Origin of the sequence: Vibrio hibernica, from assembly GCF_015223435.1 — a bacterium.
Classification (GTDB): domain Bacteria; phylum Pseudomonadota; class Gammaproteobacteria; order Enterobacterales; family Vibrionaceae; genus Vibrio; species Vibrio hibernica.
Map to the genome: position 1 here is coordinate 1 of NZ_VHKO01000053.1, position 14107 is coordinate 14107.

Here is a 14107-nt window from a genome sequence, read left to right on the forward strand (position 1 = left end):
GGGGCAAAAACCATTCCCCTTAACACCTAACCACCGGTAAATCCCCCCATCTCGTCGTATATTGAGGTGTTAACCTGTCACGCCTCATTGCCCATTTTCGCTCGATACCTTGCGCCGCTAAAAACACACTATCACTGCCATAACGTTGGTTTAGGCCATCTAATACTTTCATCAGTCTTGGGTCGTCCGGTTCTGGGTTTAACCAATCCATTTGAGTATGCTGACCTTCTACTAAATCAATCAAGCCAACCCCTATTTTGTAATAGCGAACATCAGGCTTAAACATTTGTTCCACCATTGCCATCACCGTTTTTGTGAGTACCGTAGTATCAGAAGTTGGATAGGCAAAACGGTGTATGCACTTATCATTAACGGGATAGGCATCATAAGGCGAACTCGCCGCAAAACACATCAGCACTTGGCAAAGCGATTGTTGTTGCCTTGCTTTGTAAGAAGCAATGGCAACATGCTTACTCAATGCTTGTTGCAATGATGGTAAATCAATAATTCGCTTCCCCACACTGCGGGTTGAGAAGATCTGCTTCTTATCGGCTTTGGCTTCATCCCACGTTTTACAAGGTTGGCCATTCAACTCTCGCACCGTTCGTTCCACTTCCACACTAAACTGACGCTGTGCTGCTTTTGGATCTAAACACGCTAAATCATACGCCGTTTTAATGCCCATAATAGAAAGCTTAGCTGTGAGCTTTCGGCCTATTCCCCATACCTCGGAGGCCGGCAGTAACTTCAACACATCGACGCGTTCTTTCTCCGTATCAAGCACACAGACCCCATGATAGCCTTGGATTTTCTTTGCGGCATGGTTCGCTATTTTAGCCAGTGTTAATGTTTTTCCCATTCCAACACACACCGGTAAACGACATTCCTTCCACACCGCACGACGAATAAGACCACCATGTTCCTTTAAACAAGGTAAAGCTTTGGAACAATGCTTAAATGACAGGAACGATTCATCAATTTATGACTACCTTTTTGATAAAATCAAAAGTGTATTTTAGATCTAATCCATTAAATAAAAACATATTATCATAAAATTAAGCTTTACATTTATCAAATAATTTGTAAAGCAGATATCTTGGCTGCACTAACTTGCTCGTAATTTAACCGATTCGAGGAATTATCGAAAAAAAAATGAAAAAACTTCAGATCCAGAATCCCCAGCATTTCTGAAATAAAATTACACTAATAGGCATCAATGACGGCACCTGATGTAATTGATATGGTGCAAAGAAAGGTCTTCAAGGTTACTTGATTTAGTGCCATATTCCAGTAAATATGCATGGCCCAGCAGCTAAAGCCCTATGCGACAAAATACCTTAGGTACAGCAGAATCGCTCGGTGATCACAGGACAAAATACCTTAGATAAAAACGAAATTGGACATAAATGAGTTGGTGTTTATTTCTAAAGTCCGCACTCACATTAGCTAATGCATATTGAAACCTGACTGCCTTTTAGAGCCATTGTAGAAAGGTTACTTCGTTATGAAATGAGCGGTATTTTTGACCGCTCATACGTTATATTAATCAATATTCTTCAGTAGAACTATCTTGACTAACTTTACCGAAAGATTTGAGTCTGAGAAATTTAGACGAAAAGCTATCTTGTGGAATTTTTTTCTTTAACAGCTCATGGAAGTTTTCGTCATGTGTTGTAAGAATAATCTGCTTATTAAACTTAACACTAATCATCCGAAGAGTATCAATCAGCCCTAGTGTGTTTATAGCGTCTATAGACTGAACTGGGTCGTCAATTAGGATACAATCTACATAATTCCCTTTGTCATCTTTAACATTTATCGCTCTAGCAAGAAAAATACTTAGCGCTAGTACATTGATTTGTGCCGAACTAAAACTTAACGTTGGAGACATAAGCTGGTTGCTTTTTGTACTTCGAGCAGACACTAACAATTTTGGTTTATCTTCTGCCGTACACGTGAATATAATTTCCTTATATTCTGGATGGGGATCAATACTTTGATATATTTTATTAATTAAATCCGTATTAAAGAAAGCATCAACTCTCGAACTAATTTCCTTTCCTAAGGATATAGAATCATTCTCCAGCTCAGTAGAAATATCGTATAGTTTTCTTAATTTACAACCTATTTCACGTAATTTTGCTTGGATTTCTGTGATATCTGAATAGCCAATCAACTCTTTAGAAATATCTTTAACTGTTGACACTAGCACCAACATGTTCTGATTCTTAATATCCTTCAAAGAAATATCATTGATCATGTTTTCAATTCTTAACCTGACGAAGGAACTCAGGTCTTCATTGCTAGCTAAATCATAACCATTCAGGATATTAAAAAACCATGGAATAGTCTTTATAATTACATTCATCTCTTCTTGTAAAAAATGGATTTTATCGCCTCTTGCCCTTCGTTCTAATTTACCATAAGGGCTTTTTTCGACATGAAGAGCAATTTTTTTCTCCTCATCTAATAACTTACTCTTTTCGGCTATATACTGCGCTAGTTTAGCATCAAGCTCTGCAATCAAACTTATCGCTAACTCTGTAATTTCAGCTATAGATGAGCTCTGTTCCAATTTTGAGTTCGTAATAAATTTGTTAAGCTTTACATAACTAGATAGTCTTGCATTGGACTCTGAAAGTCTGTTTTCTATATCTTGCAATCTATTTATGTCATCTACGCTCACATTTTCATCTTCAATTTCTTTTTTCAGCAGTTCTGCACAAGTAGATAACTCATTAATACGCTGTTTTAATGCAGACATTCTACCATCTAGATGGTGGTTGAACTCTTCTTTTGACATGTACATAACGGAAGTGTTCAGGATATTCAGTTCTTGTCTGCTTTTGGAAAGCTCCTCTCTAGAATTTATAATTTCAATCTCTTTTTTAGCCTTATTTACATCCAGAAAATCTATTTCTTTCTTTGCTGATACAATATAACTAGAGATAAACTTCTGAAACGATTCAAGTGAAGATTTCAAATTTTTATCTAACTTTGATTTATCATCATTGAGCTTGTTAAAGTCGACCACTAAAGACTTCTCTAGCTCTGAGAGAGCTGAGTTGTTGCTAATCCTAGCTAATAATTCTTCATAGCTATCGTTAGGTCTATCGCAAAGAGGACAGTGGCTTTGCTGAGTTTCTGAAATTAGAGCACTAGCTTTTTCAATTAAAGTCAGAATATCCGAATTTTGTTTTCTAACTTCATTGAGTTTCTGGTGCTTAGCATTGATCTCTCTATCAATAATTGATATTCCATTTTCTAGATTTTGATATCTATTACTTATATCACGAAGTGAATCCTTATCTTCCTGTGAAATACTTTCCTTTGCTACTAATTTGTGCACATCATTAATTTTTAAATGTTTAATTTCGTCAACCTCTTTTTTAGTTGACTTTATTTTTTCAATATAAGTATCACATTCCTTATCCAAAACTTCGGACTTTAATTTGAAATCTCCCTCAGCTTTAATTAACTTATTAAGCTTAGTGTATGTATCATTTACCTGCGATTTTCTTGACTTTATCTCACTTAAATCCTTTTCTAGAACAACTCTTTCCGATAATATTTTAGATAATTTCTTCTTATTATTATCAAGCCTTTTCGACCTAGAGCTTAAGATCTTTTTATGTTCCTCAAGTTCCTTCTCAATATTTGTTTTTTGTAAATACTCTTCCGTGAATTTTGTTGCATCTTTGCGGATTTTGGTTAAATCACTGTGTGCACTTTCTGCATTTTTAATATTATTATCTAATTTAATCTTTGTTTTGATCACCCCATCTAACTTACTTATATCACCATTTAGAAGTATAATTCTTTCTCTCTCTTCTTTAAATGAAAGATATTGCTGATACATAGATATAGCAAATTCAATTCTCGATAATTGCGACTCAAAATCTGATACTTTTTCTTTATCGATATTCGATTTTTTTTCGAGGCTATTGTGTAACTCATTCATTCGAGATGAAAGTGCTAAGTGACTACTTTCAGTGTAAGGGGCTGATATTAAAGGTAGACTTATATTTATATTGGATTTATTTAATTCGCTAATAATTCGGTTAACTTCATCTACATTATTGAGAATTTCCAGTTGTGCTTTTTCTTCTTTTTCTAATTTGAGCTTATTAGCAACAAGCTGCTCTTCCTCGTTTGAAATTTCAGACTTAACAGATAGAATAGAGGTCCTTACGCGATTGATTTCAACTAACTCATCATCAATCTCTGAGAACTTTAAAAACCTGTCTTCAGAGTTTGTTTCTCGCAAAAATGCATCTATAGACTCTTGGTAAAGCATTGACGATTCAAAGTAATTATTGATATTACTCTTGGATTGAATTCTAAGGTCTGAACTATTTTTCTGACTATCTTTATATGAAGATATAAATGGCTGTTTACTTCTGTCTGTAGAAACAATCACTAATGTCTTTAAATTTACTGGTGCATTCTTATTTCTTATTACTAACTGTTTTTCTCCTTGAGTATTATGCTGTTTACACTCCTCAAGGTTTAACTTTGATAGCTTCTCACTACGAACATATCTTGTTATTTTTTTAGTTATAGCAAAATCTATCGCATCAAAGAAAGATGTTTTCCCAAATCCATTAGGAGCAAACAGAGAAATGAAGTTAGCAGGGTTTCCACTATCACTACTAGTAAAATCAAAGGTGCCATCCTCTTTTTGTAGATAGGACTTAAACGCTTGTATTTCAATTTTTTTTAACTTCATTATTATTGACCTAACATTCTATTTATCCAATCAACCCTAGCATCTTTTGAAATTCTATCTCGACCAAATGTAATGTTCTCGCTAGTAATTGACTTTGAATATTCTCCCAATGATTCTTTCCATTTATCATTATTAGAACTATTGTTAGACAAATCAAAGTTTCGAAGAAGCAACCTATTATTTAAAAATGCTATAGTTTTATCCTTTAACATCTCTTCACTTTCAGTTGCAAGCTCTATAACTAGTTTACGCATGTAAAATTTATCATTCTCAATTTCATATTTTGTTTCTAGGGATACTTCACCTGTAATTACAAATATCAAGTAATTGTTCCATCTTTCAAACTCAGTGGTTTCATTAGTACTTAGGTATTCATAATTTAAAACATCTGCGATATCTTTCCACTGCTCTTTTAAATCACTTTCTTTTTCGAACACTAAACAAAATGCATTTACTATAGCTGACTTAGTCATATTACAAGACAAGACAAATTTTCTTATATCATAATCTGGTACTAGATCCGAAAAACTATGATTTTCTTCGAAAGATATATCATTCTTCATCAGCTAAAAACTCCCCATAACTATTTTTTAAACTCTCTTTCACTTGTTCGCTATCAAATATGGTGTAACTACTATAATCATCTTCATTATCGGACAGGCATTTGTGATTAACTGATGGCCAATGTAATATGTCATTTCTCATTTCACGGTTCCGCATTACAACTTCTATCCTATGCTTCTGACTACTAATTGAACTAGATATGTCAGCTAACGTCAGCTTAGAGACTTTTTTGTCTAATATAGGGTTTACTACACTAGCGTTTTGTGGCGAGAAGATTAGTATTTTTGACAATTCATTTAGCGGACCAAAGTCAGTTTCTAAAATATATGTACTAAAAAGTTTTTTAAAGTTAACTTTTTTATGGTCAAAGACAAATCTAAATTTTACAAACAACTCATCCAAATAATTTTCATTGCAAGAATCAGAGTCTAACGGCGGGTATAGAGATAGGCATATCGACAGGAATTCTAAGAAACCTTTCCATAAGCGTCTATTGTACAAATCATTCTTCTTTTGTTCATGCGTTAATATCTTATTCTCGAACTTTTCTAAAATTGAGTTTGGATTAATCGTCAACGAGTTAGTTACCCCATATTCTTCTAATATGACGCGTAAACACCCTTTAATTCCATTTAAGCTTCCATCATTCTCTAAATCAACATCTTCGAAAATTATATTTTTATACATTTCGAAGTTTCGAAGATAACTTGGTATCACTAATTGCCAGTTATTTTTATTGAGGATTTCGATGTATCTATCAATCTTTATAGTATCTACTTGACTGTTTGAAGACTCAGGTATTCTCATACCAATCTCAATAGCCAAAATACTAAAGCTCCCTGTTTCTCGATCAATCGAGAAGATACCACCGCCCGAAAAACCTTCGACATCATCAATTGGCGCAATACCATCTAGAAAAAAAATGTATTTCTCATCGTCTATATCACAAAGCTCACAGTTGTATGAGCCTAATTGATTTATTACTCTTTCTTGATGTCTATTTTGCTCCGGATATCCATAAAGCTTCAAATTCTGACTGAAGTTTTCGTAATTGCTCTCATAAAAGTGTACACCTTCAGCTACCTTAGATACCTTTAGAATGGCAAGATCAATATCATTATGTTCTAGTTTATCTAAGACGTTGATATCAAGACCATTCACACTTTCAATATGAATATCCTCAATATCTATCTCAGTAATCACATGTTTTGCAGTAAAAATATAGGAGTATTCATCAGTAAATGGACAGATTATTACGCCACTTCCTCCCATAACCTTTACAGTGGAATTCTTAATTTTTTGTAGTGCTAATTCATACATTTAAGTGATCTTCACAGCTTTTAATTACAACGCCTGAGCCTGCTAGCGTTTCCTGCTCTTCTTTAGTAAAGATTTTATTGATAAGTTGTGGGTAATTAAATATCAAGCTGGGCTTATCTATTGTTTTTATTATTCTTGCTAGTGTTAATTTATTCGGTAAGCCATGTAAACTACCATCTGTAGATATTATGAAGTTCTTACACTCAATCAGGCGCAAAAAGTCATAGCTTGTATTATATTTACTTCCATGATGTGAAAGTTTGACACAGTCAATTTTTAGCGTTTTTTCATCAGAGCCTTCATTCCCTTTGCTACTGACCATCTCTGACAAAGAATCACAGATAACATCGTCATGTGCATCTCCTAGAAGCAAAATGTTTTTCGACATATATTCAAAGATAAAAGCTATTGAACTTCCGTTATGAATAGATGTGTCTCCCTCAAAAACATCATCTTTAGTCAACTCATCAATACCTACTTTATAATCTTTTACAGACGCTGATGTCACACTTCTAGGAGCTTCTTTTTCCCACTTATGTAGTAACTTTGACAGCTTTTCTAATGTGGGAGACAACACCGTAATTTTCGCACCATAAAACTCAATTGAATGTCCAGAAACAATCAATTCCTCGTCCCATATACCCAGTTCTGTTATACGCTCTTCTAACGTGACTCCTTGCTTTACACCTGTTTCCCCATCCTTGCGGTTCCTTCTCTCAAGATCTAGTTCATTACTCGAAATACTTTCGGCGTTAAAATCTCGCTTAATCAGCCTTCCTGAGTTAAACCATATGCTGTCACACAAATCGGTAAGCAACTCTCCAGTTTCAAACCCTTTGATAAGTCCGCCAATATGATCATCATCAACATGAGTTAGGATCAGCTTATCTACACGCTCACCGTTGTCTCTAAGTATCTTGAGTGCTTTATAAAGTTCGCCTTTCTGTACGACTGTTTTGTATACAGAGGACTTACCACCATCAACAAGAATGTTTCTCTTAGTTCCATCATGAACCCAAGATAGCAGGATACAATCACCGTTTTTTGCTTTTAAAACTCGAACCGAAATCATTGAAGGACCTTACTTGGTATAGACGGGGAATATTATACCAACTACAATGATACAAATGAAATAGAGTGAGCAGGTATTGTGAACCTTATTCCATATTACTTCGTCCATATCTTCCTCAAAGTGGTTTATTTAAAAAGATTTATTTGTTACCAACAAGTCATCTACTTTGAGGATTCACAAACGCCCTAATGTCACCCCCCAAGCCCATCAGCATTCCTATTCTCGCTTTTCTTCAACAGGAGCTTGAAAGAGAACATGAGGCAGGATTGGTGGATTATGCTTTGCAGCGTTTGCCTTGGCGCGATTAAGTGCGACGATCTGAGCATTAACCTTGCGTTCTAGCTCACTGACTTCTCGTTGTAATCGTGCGATTTCATTTCGTAAATCGCTTTCGGTAGCAGAGATTGGAGGGTTGCGCCCAGCCTGTTCACCAGCACGTTGTGCCTCTTTCCTAATATCGTATTCATGTTTGACAGAAAAGTATTTACACAACGTTTGCCGTGTAACATCAAGAGACATCCGAGCCTTGATTTCTTTAGTCAAGCGCAGCCAAGTCAGTTTTTCGTCGTCTGACCAGACAACGATGATCTTGCAGATCGCCGATACCTGTTGGCTATTTAAGTTTAATTTTGCTGCCATATCACGACTCCATTAACTCAGCTAAAAACCTTTCCGGACAGAACTCATTAGTAATTTCATCATCCGCATTTATCTCTTGAATAGGCTGTTTAGTGAGTTCTTCAGTCTCTAGCCTTTCCCGTAAATCCTGGAGGAGAGGTCTCATCGTGACAGATTGGGTCATTGCAGCATTTGTTACAAGGTATTGGTTATTGTCATCATTGATTGGCCGAATCACCGCGCCATCTTCAATGCTGTCATCTGTTAGGAGAGACAACAAAGCGGCGCGCCTAACGTATCGACGTTCGTGTGTTTCCAGCCACCTATCATCAACAGAAGCACCCGCTGCTCGCTGCTTAATAACTGAATGCAGTCGATATGCCTGTATTGCGTGATCTTCTTGCAGCACATTCAGGTCGTCTATGTCTCCCTTAACGTGACAACTTTTATTGCAACCCACGCAGTCCAGTCCTTCCAATTTTCTACAAGGAACCAATTCAAGAGGTTGGACGCAGTAACCTGTAGGCATTCGATGGGCTGTTTTGAAGACATATGATATGACTGGCTCACCATTTTCATCCACCTCGTCGGGTAGTGCCGAGGTGGATGTCAGGCCATTGCGCCCTGTTTTCTTTCGAAACTCCGCTGTATTTGCAGGAACAACAATAATCTTCACTGCCTCGTCAGCGTCGCCTAGCACGCTAAGGCTATGTTCGTGACGTCCATCTTCAGTTTTATTGTCATAAACAAAATTGGTTTTCTTGTTGGCACGTCCAGACCAAAGCGCAATAAGAGAATCACTCATTCCCTGCTCTTGTGCGGCGGTGTTCAGCCAGTGGCGAAATCCATGGCTATCCAAGGAGTAGTGCTCCGGGTAACCCATATTTCTGAAGATGGAGGTAGAACTGCCACTGCCTGTTAAGCGACGCGTAAACCACGTTCCCACATTGACGAAAGATAACGACAGTCCTGAGCTGGAACCCGTACCAGATGGTCTTGAACTTGAATCTGGCTTGGGGTTTCCACCTCCGGTCATTGCACCGGTTGGTACTATCAGAGCAGAACTTAGTGGTACGCGTTTGCCATTGCCCTTATGCTCCGCACCGAGGTGGTATCGGTAACCATCATCCCAAGCATCTTGCTGCCGCTTGACCCAGAAGTCCTGCAATGACTTCAATGTCAAAGGCGATGGTAAACCGAGGTTCTTTGCAGTACTCAATGATACATTTAATGCTACCGCGGCCAATTCCACGGATATCTCTGTATATTGGCTCCCTAGACTCTCGTTGTTTGACTCAACCCATACATTCCAGGCCTCATTCAGTTTTTCACCTTTGGGCTTACAATCATAAACACCGATGATCGTTCCGAGCTGCCATAGAGACACAGGTTTCGATCGTTCAAGGTGTTTTGGCTCTGAAAAGCCGGTTCCAACAAGAAGATTTTTCAACACCGTGTTGGGATTGGCATAGAAACGAGCCAAGACCAAGCCAGGTTCACTCATATGCTGTAACCAGAGAACGGCACGTTTCAGCAAGGGAACAGCAGTTTCAGGTATCGCCTTATGGAAATCCGGGTGGCCCTTGCTACCACGATACCGCAGCGCGACATAGGTTTTCCCCTTATTATCAGTTTTCTCCACGACACAATCTCGCTCCAGAAGGAAAATATCGCCGTACCGGGCAGGTTCTGCGATGAGTAATGCGCAACATGAGGCGACTAAGCGCTTTTCGAAATCAAATCTTAAGCAACCTTCTACAGCCTCCATTTCTGCCATTGATGGCATCACTGTCGAGAAAATTTCAGCAGTTGCCAACATCACTTCGCTGTCCGGAATTCTCGACTTGCGTCGTTCTTCAGCAGTATTATCCACATAGTGCGGGGTGTTACCCCGATAGGGTTGCCGTGTCGCAATATAGCGAGGGATCAATTGTTCGGACTCAGTGCGTGAATTGAGCCACCTTACGAGTTTGTTTAGGTGATCCTGAGCTGTTCGCCGTCCCAATCCACGATGGTGCTTTTTTATCAAGCTAAGACAGCGGTCATATACCGCCTCAGTAAAACTGCTGATTTTTAACGGCAGGTTTTCCTCTCTAAGTGCTAACTCAACCAGTTTGATAGGCGACACATGCAATGCAAATTGCGGCGCATTATTACCATATTGGGTAAGACACCAAACTCCCCAAGCCTTGGCGAAATCCCGCATTGGATGCGGTAATAGCTCACTCTGTGCGTAGTTCTTGATACCTTTTGAATTAACTCCATGACGTGAAAATGTAAAGTGTGGCCAGTTGTCATCAGCCCATGTTTTTCCGAACGTTCCAAAGGGAAAGCTCACTGATTTCATTTCAGCGATGAACTGCTCCGCATTGACCTGCAACCTGTCAAGATGAAAGACTTTAGACATTCGGTTGCTCCTGATTGAATTTGTGACAAGCAACGATAGTTAACTGGATGTAACGGATAACTCTTGACCAACCTCGTAATTGAAACGGACGTGCTCCGCGCTTCACTTCGCGCTGATAATGCTGTACTGCTTCATTCAGTACCTGACTGTGATTTGCTGACGCGATTGGTCGAAACAGATCACATGGATAGCAGGCAAACGGCGCTGACAACTCCTTGTTTTTGCACTGCTGTTGACAGTGATTACACGCGCCTATCTCATCGACGCCATCGGAAGTCACTTGAGCATCCGCTTCGTCACGATTTATAATGATGCGTCCCATGGCGATATCGACGAGCGGACCAAAAACGGGACTCATAACACGATCGATAGTATCAATTGCCTCTGGAGTCATATCCTTGTATGCCTTTACAGTGGACTTATCGATTACACCTAACGCCTTTGCAATCACTGCATCTGTATGCCCCTCGATGGCCATTGAGGTGCCCAGCGTATGGCGTTGGCGGCGCGCCCCGTAGTTAAAATCCAAGACCCGTTCACTCTTTATATCCATGGCTTTAAGCACTTTGCGGGTCTGTGAACCGAACATATTTAAAGTCATGTGTAAACCTACTCCATTTACTGCGGTAAACAGTGACATCCGATCTGGCCACTTCAACGGCTTCATATTGGTATGGCAACCAGGAAATGCATTGGGTCGGCAAAGCAATGGCCATTCCTTGGCGAGTGTGGCGAAATCACTCTCTCTTAGCTTAATCTCGTTTTCGTGAAGCATGCGGTGTATGCAACGTTCTGTGACCCTCCGAAATGCATTGAGTTCGCCTACCAATTCTTCATTAAGTTCAATGCGGTAGCCTTCCCATTGTTTACGGAAACCACCATCCTGTGTTTTAGCTCTGGGAAAACGGGCCTCGTGCCGAATGAGCGCGATATCGCCATCTTGTGTATGGGTACTTATGAGGTCTTTCCACTTCATCTGGGATAGAGTGTCGAAACGTCGGCTCGTAAAATGCGGTAGGCGAACGCCGAAGTACCCGGACCAAGCGGCATAAGTCAGGCCAGAATTATCAGCGTTATTTGTTGCTTGCAACAAGCCCTGGTAATGCTGTCGGAGCCCATCAACAAGATTGCCGTCCTCTGTGCTACTGAGTGCACCAGTTTCCGGATTTAGGAAGTCATTTCTGTTACCGTTGCGAAAGGTAATGGTTTTAAAGTGGTCAACTAACGGTTTGTATCGACTACGATTCAGAGGGAGAAGGTATTTCAACGTACCGCTGATTACAGACAACTTGACATCTGAAGATTGGGTCTTGCGTACATATGCAACATACGCCACAAGACTACTCTTAGTGATTTTCTCGTTATTCTGGGACAGGTATTCGCTCCAGCATTTACTGGCAGGGGAGATTCGGGCGACAGTGAGCTTCCGCGCTGCTGAAGCCAACCCCTCACGCAACTCAGCAGCCAAAGTAGTGTCTTTCAGCGAATTCAGCCACCCAACCTTTACCGGCGTGCTCCCATATTTTAGCTTCCAAACATCGGTTTCTGGATCGAATTTTAGGCCAGTTTTGGCGACCCATAGTCTTGTTTTTGAATCTTCATTCGCACTGGTGCAAACGGGCTGGACAGTCAGGGCATTAGAAGTCGATGTCATTGTCATATGCTTTCTTAGGTGCGAAACGTTTTTCATTCAGGGCGGTTATGGCTCGCACTGCTTTTTGATTCAGGTTGTAGACGTCATATACCTTTTCCGGCATATCCGAGTTAGGGCTCCAGCCAAGCAGTTGACGCATTATTTGGGCTTGTTCTTCGGCATCGACCTTTAGCTCGTCCATCAGGGACTTCAGGTCTTGAACAAATCGATGCCGCAATTTGTGCGCAGATATCGATTCGCCAAGCACCAGACTAAGCTGCACGAATATTTTTGAAACCGTCTTGAGAGTGAGCTCTCGGCCACAAGTCACTCCCTTGTGTGCAACAAACAAATACTCGACTCCTTGCACGCAAGGCACCTTACTGCGGATGTCTACGATGTAATCTTTAATTCGGCGGCGAAGATGAGCAGGTAATACAGAAGTATGGCTAAGAGTTTTGACTTGAGAAGTGAGCGCTCGGCGATCAGCCTTATCATTTGGTCGGCGAATGATCCGGAGCTTGTGCGTACTGAAATCTATATCGTCAAGCTTGATGCCGCATAACTCTGAGCGGCGTATACCAGTGGTTCGTAACAGATCAATAATGAGACAGTTACGTTCTTGGATGGTAGGATTTTTCCAAATTCGTCTGAAGTATATAGAACTGGGGTCATTTTCAATGAGATGCCCTAGCAGAATAATTGCATTATCGCTGATTTCAGGCTCGCTGCCTTTTGGACTATCTGGATCGGTCTGCTCGTCAGAAGAAACTGGGCGCATCTCTAAGTCGAGTGCGTGAAGCATATCTTCACGGGACTGACGAAGCACCCAGGACTCATTTAGGCCATGGATTAGCTGAATCAAGTAATTAATGTAGCGACGTGCCATTACAAGGCGGTAGTTTGTTGTTTGAGCCTTTACTAACGATCTTTTCACTTGACCAGCGTAAACGGCTTCCATCACGATTCGTTGCTGGATTTCAGGATGCATTGATAAAACATTAGGATCAAGAAAGGCTTCTTCTCGCTTCAGCCGCGTCGCATCTGAGAACCTTTCGATCTCATTCTGTGTCAGATACTCACCGGTTTGGATTCGCTCTAGGAGATTGCCACCGTCCTTGTTTCGCTCTTGCCACCACAAAAGAAAAAACTGCAAGTCCCTGACCATACGTTCTTGAGTATTGATTGAGTAACGAGATCGACTGACTACTTGACTGATGAACAGCCCAGGGTAATCCAACGGGATATCATCTTCATCTACCAAGGTCACACATTGCTTACCAGGAGAAAGAGGATCATGAAATTTTTTTACAAACATGTAAACGTAACTCCTCTTCATAATTTACAAATCATGGTGCTACATATATTAATATCATATCAACGAAAAAAATTAGGCTAAAACCCTTTTAACACTTAGTTTTGGTACTTAAACCAAGGTTTAAATGCTTTACAAAAAAGTATGGTAGCCATAAATCAATAGAATAGATATGTTGATGAGGGGCAAAGCGCCCTATCACCGCCATCATTTTGGCCGATAAATCCGCATACAACTCATAGTTAGACGACAGCGCGATCACGCCCAGCTTTTCACATTGAGCCTGTACTTTAAAAAATGGCGCAAACTTAGGGATACCCAGCTCTTTAGCTTGACGATTAGCCGCCACAATACAGCCATCATTATTCGATAACACCACCAACGGCTTGCCACGTAGATCCGGGCGAAACACCTGCTCCGCACTGCAATAAAAAGAATTACCATGACAG

The 14107-nt window shown here is 39.8% G+C and carries 8 protein-coding genes and 2 pseudogenes; all 10 read right to left on the bottom strand.

Going from position 1 to position 14107, the window contains the following annotated elements; genetic code table 11:
- Positions 1–19: 19 nt before the first annotated feature.
- Positions 20–979: pseudogene (locus FH976_RS13490) on the bottom strand (DUF4113 domain-containing protein); the annotation flags it as partial.
- A 567-nt stretch (positions 980–1546) separates the two neighbouring features.
- The gene (locus tag FH976_RS13495) at positions 1547–4729 is read right to left on the bottom strand and encodes an AAA family ATPase (RefSeq protein WP_194091362.1); all 3183 of its coding nucleotides are present in this window, start codon (positions 4727–4729) and stop codon (positions 1547–1549) included.
- Positions 4730–4731: 2 nt separating this feature from the next.
- On the bottom strand, positions 4732–5292 hold the full coding sequence (locus FH976_RS13500) for an ABC-three component system middle component 1 (protein ID WP_194091363.1): 561 nt from the start codon (positions 5290–5292) through the stop codon (positions 4732–4734).
- Positions 5282–6613: an ABC-three component system protein gene (locus FH976_RS13505; RefSeq protein WP_194091364.1), complete on the bottom strand. Its 1332-nt coding sequence runs from the start codon at positions 6611–6613 to the stop codon at positions 5282–5284. The genes FH976_RS13500 and FH976_RS13505 overlap by 11 nt, the downstream gene beginning before the upstream one ends.
- Positions 6606–7685 carry a ComEC/Rec2 family competence protein gene (locus FH976_RS13510; protein WP_194091365.1) on the bottom strand — a complete coding sequence of 360 codons (1080 nt, stop codon included), beginning with the start codon at positions 7683–7685 and terminating at the stop codon, positions 6606–6608. The genes FH976_RS13505 and FH976_RS13510 overlap by 8 nt, the downstream gene beginning before the upstream one ends.
- Positions 7686–7901: 216 nt before the next feature.
- On the bottom strand, positions 7902–8324 hold the full coding sequence (locus FH976_RS13515; RefSeq protein WP_194091366.1) for a hypothetical protein: 423 nt from the start codon (positions 8322–8324) through the stop codon (positions 7902–7904).
- Between the two features lies 1 nt (position 8325).
- The gene (locus tag FH976_RS13520; protein WP_194091367.1) at positions 8326–10710 is read right to left on the bottom strand and encodes a hypothetical protein; all 2385 of its coding nucleotides are present in this window, start codon (positions 10708–10710) and stop codon (positions 8326–8328) included.
- Positions 10703–12370, bottom strand: a complete 1668-nt coding sequence (locus FH976_RS13525) for a hypothetical protein (protein WP_194091368.1) — start codon at positions 12368–12370, stop codon at positions 10703–10705. Before FH976_RS13525 ends, FH976_RS13520 begins: the two co-directional genes overlap by 8 nt.
- Positions 12348–13661 carry a site-specific integrase gene (locus FH976_RS13530; RefSeq protein ID WP_194091369.1) on the bottom strand — a complete coding sequence of 438 codons (1314 nt, stop codon included), beginning with the start codon at positions 13659–13661 and terminating at the stop codon, positions 12348–12350. The genes FH976_RS13525 and FH976_RS13530 overlap by 23 nt, the downstream gene beginning before the upstream one ends.
- Positions 13662–13815: 154 nt before the next feature.
- Positions 13816–14107 (bottom strand): annotated as a pseudogene (locus FH976_RS13535) (Y-family DNA polymerase); the annotation flags it as partial.

Coding starts and splice junctions, on each gene's coding strand:
- FH976_RS13495 (WP_194091362.1), bottom strand. CDS start 4,729: ATGAAGTTAAAAAAAATTGAAATACAAGCGTTTAAGTCCTATCTACAA.
- FH976_RS13500 (WP_194091363.1), bottom strand. CDS start 5,292: ATGAAGAATGATATATCTTTCGAAGAAAATCATAGTTTTTCGGATCTA.
- FH976_RS13505 (WP_194091364.1), bottom strand. CDS start 6,613: ATGTATGAATTAGCACTACAAAAAATTAAGAATTCCACTGTAAAGGTT.
- FH976_RS13510 (WP_194091365.1), bottom strand. CDS start 7,685: ATGATTTCGGTTCGAGTTTTAAAAGCAAAAAACGGTGATTGTATCCTG.
- FH976_RS13515 (WP_194091366.1), bottom strand. CDS start 8,324: ATGGCAGCAAAATTAAACTTAAATAGCCAACAGGTATCGGCGATCTGC.
- FH976_RS13520 (WP_194091367.1), bottom strand. CDS start 10,710: ATGTCTAAAGTCTTTCATCTTGACAGGTTGCAGGTCAATGCGGAGCAG.
- FH976_RS13525 (WP_194091368.1), bottom strand. CDS start 12,370: ATGACAATGACATCGACTTCTAATGCCCTGACTGTCCAGCCCGTTTGC.
- FH976_RS13530 (WP_194091369.1), bottom strand. CDS start 13,661: ATGTTTGTAAAAAAATTTCATGATCCTCTTTCTCCTGGTAAGCAATGT.